Origin of the sequence: Massilia cavernae, assembly GCF_003590855.1 — a bacterium.
Taxonomy (GTDB): Bacteria; Pseudomonadota; Gammaproteobacteria; order Burkholderiales; family Burkholderiaceae_D; genus Telluria_A; species Telluria_A cavernae.
Map to the genome: position 1 here is coordinate 1 of NZ_QYUP01000131.1, position 4,948 is coordinate 4,948.

7 protein-coding genes are annotated in these 4,948 nt (G+C 61.2%); 2 read left to right on the forward strand and 5 right to left on the reverse strand.

Translation table 11 applies throughout. The annotated features are described in order from the left end of the window. Positions 1-239: 239 nt before the first annotated feature. Entirely contained in the window at positions 240-482 is a 243-nt protein-coding gene (locus tag D3872_RS17650) for a hypothetical protein (RefSeq protein ID WP_182915846.1), read from the forward strand. 68 nt (positions 483-550) lie between these two features. Here D3872_RS17650 and D3872_RS17655 read toward each other — a convergent pair whose 3' ends face one another. Together D3872_RS17655 and D3872_RS27115 are read right to left on the reverse strand one after the other, a co-directional pair. Further along, entirely contained in the window at positions 551-1,153 is a 603-nt protein-coding gene (locus tag D3872_RS17655; protein WP_229459388.1) for a chalcone isomerase family protein, read from the reverse strand. Between the two features lie 35 nt (positions 1,154-1,188). Then, a complete protein-coding gene (locus D3872_RS27115; protein ID WP_119812042.1) occupies positions 1,189-2,871 on the reverse strand; it encodes a methyl-accepting chemotaxis protein in 1,683 nt (560 codons plus the stop codon). Between the two features lie 166 nt (positions 2,872-3,037). Between D3872_RS27115 and D3872_RS17665 the strand changes: the two genes are divergently transcribed. Further along, positions 3,038-3,205 carry a ChaB family protein gene (locus D3872_RS17665; protein WP_229459389.1) on the forward strand — a complete coding sequence of 56 codons (168 nt, stop codon included), beginning with the start codon at positions 3,038-3,040 and terminating at the stop codon, positions 3,203-3,205. Between the two features lie 11 nt (positions 3,206-3,216). Here D3872_RS17665 and D3872_RS17670 read toward each other — a convergent pair whose 3' ends face one another. The 3 genes from D3872_RS17670 to rsmD form a co-directional block, all read right to left on the reverse strand. Beyond that, the gene (locus D3872_RS17670) at positions 3,217-3,474 is read right to left on the reverse strand and encodes a YfhL family 4Fe-4S dicluster ferredoxin (protein WP_119812044.1); all 258 of its coding nucleotides are present in this window, start codon (positions 3,472-3,474) and stop codon (positions 3,217-3,219) included. A 15-nt stretch (positions 3,475-3,489) separates the two neighbouring features. Continuing rightward, on the reverse strand, positions 3,490-3,987 hold the full coding sequence (gene coaD, locus D3872_RS17675) for a pantetheine-phosphate adenylyltransferase (protein ID WP_119812045.1): 498 nt from the start codon (positions 3,985-3,987) through the stop codon (positions 3,490-3,492). Positions 3,988-4,095: 108 nt separating this feature from the next. Beyond that, complete coding sequence (gene rsmD, locus D3872_RS17680; protein ID WP_119812046.1) at positions 4,096-4,746, reverse strand: 16S rRNA (guanine(966)-N(2))-methyltransferase RsmD; 651 nt, start codon at positions 4,744-4,746, stop codon at positions 4,096-4,098. Between the last annotated feature and the right edge of the window lie 202 nt (positions 4,747-4,948).

Genomic DNA, 4,948 nt, shown 5'->3' on the forward strand with positions numbered 1-4,948 from the left:
TCATCACCGCGTCGAAGACACGCAGCAAGTTCAGGTCAAGCGTCAGGAAGCTCATGGGAAAACCGGAAATAGGTGAAGTTGAATAGTACCGCATTACATTCATGATTCGAATGATCGGTATCGGAATTTGAAATTGGATTTATATGTTGCGTTGCACTATAGTTTGTATAACGTTCTTGGGTTATGGAAATATCTTGTCTACATCTGCCACACTTCTTCAAACTGCTGCCGGCGTGCCCGTGTTTCCACTGGTCCGCGCCGCGCTGGGTCTTGCCGCCATTGGCGGACTGCTCATGTTCTTCAAGCCGCTGCTGGTCGGTATCCTGAAGGCGATGGTCCTGGTGGTGCGCCCGCGCCTGACCAAGGAACAGCGCGACGCGCGCCGCATTCTGCGCGATGGCCGTATGGTGCAGCGCATGATCAACGCCTCGCATGGCCCCAGCCATGCCGCCGAACTGCGCGCGATGGCATCCCGCACTTAAGCCAGCCAGACCGAAAAAACGCGGCCACCGGATTCCGGCGCCGCGTTTTTTTATTCCGGTCGCCGTCTTCAGCTTTGCGCACCCAGCAGTGCAGGCTTGAGCGAGCTGTCCGCTGGTTTGTCGCCGATCCAGATGCGCAGCACAGCGTTGTAGAAGGCCAGGTCGGGCAAGGTTTCGCCGATTCTCTTGCCGTTCAACTCAGTTTGCGTGCCCGCGCCCGGGATCCAGTCCAGGTGCAGCACGTCGCCCTTCTTCAGCCGCTCGATGGTGGCGAACATTTCGCCGAACTTGGCGATCTGGCTGACGATTTTCGATTTTTCGGTCTTGTCGAGGTTGACGTTCAGGCCGCTCATGAAGGCCTGGCCGAAATCTTCCGAGCTAATTTCGCGCATCATCACCAGTGTCACGCGGCGCGGACCCTCGAGCTTCATGATGTCGGCCGTGGTGGATTTCTTTTCCGGCAGGTAGAGGCCGGCGGCGTACACCTTGACCATGCCGAATTTGGTGCGCATGCCCAGGCCGTTCAGCTTCAGTTCCTTGGTCGCGATCGTCGTGGTGTCCGCGAACTTCACGCCGCTGACCTCGGCTGCCACTGCCGGCAGCGCGAAGGAACAGGCCAGTGCCATGCCGGCCATCAGGCCCTTGAAACCGATTTTTTTCATTGCGATCATGGTGTCTCCAGTGGATAAAGTAGTGTCGGCCTGGTTCAGCATTCTTCCGAAGCCAGTTCGGGTTCCTGCCTTGCTTCCCGTTTCGCTTTCCGCGAGACGGCAATCTGTTTCCTTAACGCAGGCGGACGCCTTGCGGTAGACACGGGCGCTGCAACGGCATCGCGCTCGGCGCCGGCCTCGAGCTTGAACACGCTGACCACGCGCGCCAGGTTGGCGGCCTGGTCCTGCATCGAAGCAGCTGCCGCGGCGGCCTCTTCCACCAGCGCCGCGTTTTGCTGGGTAGTTTCGTCCATTTCGAGGATTGTATGCTTGACGTCGGCAATGCCCGCGCTCTGCTCCTGGCTGGCCGCGGTGATCTCGGCCATGATGTCGGTAACGCGGCGCACGCTTTCCACCACCTCGTGCATCGTCGCGCCGGCCTGCTCGACCAGCGAGCTGCCTTCCTGCACCTTGTCGACCGAGTCGCCGATCAGGTTCTTGATTTCCTTGGCGGCGGCTGCCGACCTCTGGGCCAGATTGCGCACCTCGGCGGCAACCACGGCGAAGCCGCGCCCCTGCTCGCCCGCGCGTGCCGCCTCGACGGCCGCGTTCAGGGCCAGGATATTTGTTTGGAAGGCAATGCCGTCGATCACCGCGATGATATCCACAATCTTTTTCGACGACGCGGTGATCGAGCCCATCGTGTCTACCACGCGCGACACTACCGAGCCGCCGCGCACAGCCACTTCCGACGCCTGCGCCGCAAGCTGGTTGGCCTGGCGCGCGTTGTCGGCGTTCTGCTGGACCGTTTCGCTCAGCTCGCGGATCGAGCCGGAGGTGTTGCCCAGCGACGCGGCCTGCTGCTCGGTACGCGACGACAGGTCGAGGTTGCCGCTGGCGATCTCGCTCGACGCCGAGGATATCGATTCGGTACCGGCGCGCACGTCGGCAACGATTTTGGTGAGGCTGTGGTTCATGTGCTGCAGGGCTTCGAACATCTGGCCCATCTCGTCACGGCTGCGGACTTCGATGACGCTGGTGAGATCGCCGTCGGCAACGCGGCGCGCCACCTTGACCGCATAGCCCAGCGGCAAGGTGATGCTGCGGGTGGTGAGGTAGGCGATGCCGAGCGAAATGCCTACTGCGGCGGCGGCCAGCACCAGGATCAGCAACTGGGTGCGGCTGCTGACGGCGGCCGCTTCCGCGCCGGCCTTGGCCATGACGCCGTTCTGGTAGGTGATGAACTGGTCGAGCTGGGCAAAGTACTTGGCCTGCTGCGGGCGCAGCGAGAACATGAACTTGACCATCGCATCGTCCTTCATGTCGTCGTTGACGAGCTTGACGAAGGCGTCCTGCGCGGGAATGAACCTGGCACGGATGGCGCCGATCTCGGCCAGGATTGCCATGCCCTGGACGTCGCTGGTGGTCTTGTTCAATTCGGCGAGTGCGGCGCCGGCGCTGGCGCTGCGGGCCTCGATATTGGCCAGTTCCTTCTTGATTTGCGCCGCGTCCGCCATGATCAGCACGTTCAGCATGCTGCGCGTTGCTTCGCTGACATCGGCCTTGATGGTGTTTGCCGCCACTGTCTTCGGATAGCGCTGGTCGACCATCGCCGCCACTTCCTTGTTCAGGCTTGAAATCCGCATATACGACAAGCCGGCCAGCATGACCAGCAGCGTGATGACGACACCAAATCCAATGGCCAGGCGCCGGCCAATCCCCATGTCTCGTATTCTCATTTTCGTAGGCCTCTAATTAAAAGTATGGGCGTGCTAATTTATTGATAATGAATATACCATCCATTCATGCCTTGAAATTATTCCCCCGGGGCTATTTTCATGCTGCATGGCCGCATTTTGGCCGTGCTTGCTGTGCGACGCGTGCGGGTCGCATTTGGGCAGGCGTGTGCGACAAGGAGGAAGCGGAAAGGAGGCGTTCAATAGCGCCTATGACGACTACAAGGAGCGCGGTGCCAACGGGCGCGAGGAAACCGCCCACAAGGTGGCGTGGACAGCGGTAAAGAAGAAGTATCAGAAGGACGAAAAAACCGGCAAGTGGCACGAAGCCAGCTGACCGCGTGCGGATCAGGCGGTCTTGTCGGCGGTCAGGCGCTCGTACTTGGCCAGCAGTTCATCGCGCGACTCGCGCCATTCCGGGTTGAACGGAATGCACGCCACCGGGCACACCTGCTGGCATTGCGGCTCATCGAAATGGCCGACGCATTCGGTGCATTTGTTCGGATCGATGACGTAGTATTCCGCGCCCATCGAGATGGCCTCGTTCGGGCATTCGGGTTCGCAGACGTCGCAGTTGATGCAATCGTCGGTAATCAGTAAAGCCATGGTGCTGGTCTTGCTTTATGCGGTGGGCGGCGTCATCGCTGCGATTTTTTTCTGCAGCCAGCGGTCGACCGAAGGGAAAACGAACTTCGACACATCGCCGCCCAGCATCGCGATTTCGCGCACGATGGTGCCCGAGATGAACTGGTACTGGTCGGACGGGGTGAGGAACATGGTTTCGACGTCGGGCAGCAGGTAGCGGTTCATGCCCGCCATCTGGAACTCGTATTCGAAGTCGGACACGGCGCGCAGGCCGCGCACGATGACGCGGGCGTCATGCTTGCGCACGAAATCCTTCAGCAGGCCGGAGAAACTCTCGACCCGCACGTTCGGGTAGTGGCCCAGCACTTCATTGGCGATTTCAAGGCGCTCTTCGAGCGAGAAGAACGGCTTTTTGTTCTTGCTGTCGGCCACGCCGACGATCAAGCCGTCGAACAGACCCGATGCGCGGCGCACCAAATCTTCATGACCGCGGGTGAGCGGATCAAACGTTCCAGGATAGACGGCTACAACCATTGCGGGCTCCCTTGCGATGCACCAATATAAACGCGCATTATGCCTGAAATCCGTGCACCGCCCCCGGTTGGGGCCTGGAAGGGCCGGATTCCTGCCGGCCTGCCGTGTTTACGCCGGTTTTTCGTGCAGTTTGAGCAGATGATAGAACACGATGCCCGCTTTGTCAGCGCGTACCGGCTCCCACGGCGCCAGCCAGGCCGGCATTTCGCCGTCCTGGGGCGCGAAAGGCAGCGGCGCGTCCGCTTCAGCGTAGACCAGGCCGCCCTCGTTCAGCAAATTGACGCACAGCGGCAAAGCCTTGGCCAGGAAGTCCTGTTTATAGGGCGGATCGAGGAAAATCAGGTCGAAGCGCTGGCCGCGCTGGGCCATGCCCTGCGCTGTGGCGAAGGCGTCGCCGCGCAGGATGGTGACCGCCCCGGCCTTGAGCTTGTCCTTGACCACTTCGAGTTGGCGCACCACCGGCGTGTGGCTGTCGAGCATCAGCACCGAATTGGCGCCGCGGCTGGCCGCCTCGAAGCCGAGCGCGCCGCTGCCGGCGAACAGGTCCAGCACCTGGGCGTTGCTCCAATCGCCGCCGCGCAGGTGGTTAATCCAGTTGAACACCGTTTCCCTCACCCGGTCCGGGGTGGGACGCAGGCCGAGCGCGTCCAGCACCGGCAGCGGGGTGCGTTTCCAGTCGCCGCCGATGATGCGGACCTGCTGTGGCGGCGGCGCGCGGTGGACGGGGACTTTGGCGGGCTTTGATTGTTTCTTTTGCATTGGATGGGGTGTGAATTTACGCGGCGCGACTATAGCACGCGCCGCTATCGTTTCCCCGCCGCCAGCGCATTGAAATCGTCAATCCACCCCTGCATCCGCTTCTGCGCATGCGCTTTCTGTTTCCGCGTGGCGATTTGCACCGCCGTCATGGTCATGTTGATGGTGCCGTCGAGTGCCGCATCGTAGAAAGCCCTGCGCTCCG

Coding starts and splice junctions, on each gene's coding strand:
- D3872_RS27115 (WP_119812042.1), bottom strand. CDS start 2,871: ATGAGAATACGAGACATGGGGATTGGCCGGCGCCTGGCCATTGGATTT.
- D3872_RS17655 (WP_229459388.1), bottom strand. CDS start 1,153: ATGATCGCAATGAAAAAAATCGGTTTCAAGGGCCTGATGGCCGGCATG.
- D3872_RS17670 (WP_119812044.1), bottom strand. CDS start 3,474: ATGGCTTTACTGATTACCGACGATTGCATCAACTGCGACGTCTGCGAA.
- rsmD (WP_119812046.1), bottom strand. CDS start 4,746: ATGCAAAAGAAACAATCAAAGCCCGCCAAAGTCCCCGTCCACCGCGCG.
- coaD (WP_119812045.1), bottom strand. CDS start 3,987: ATGGTTGTAGCCGTCTATCCTGGAACGTTTGATCCGCTCACCCGCGGT.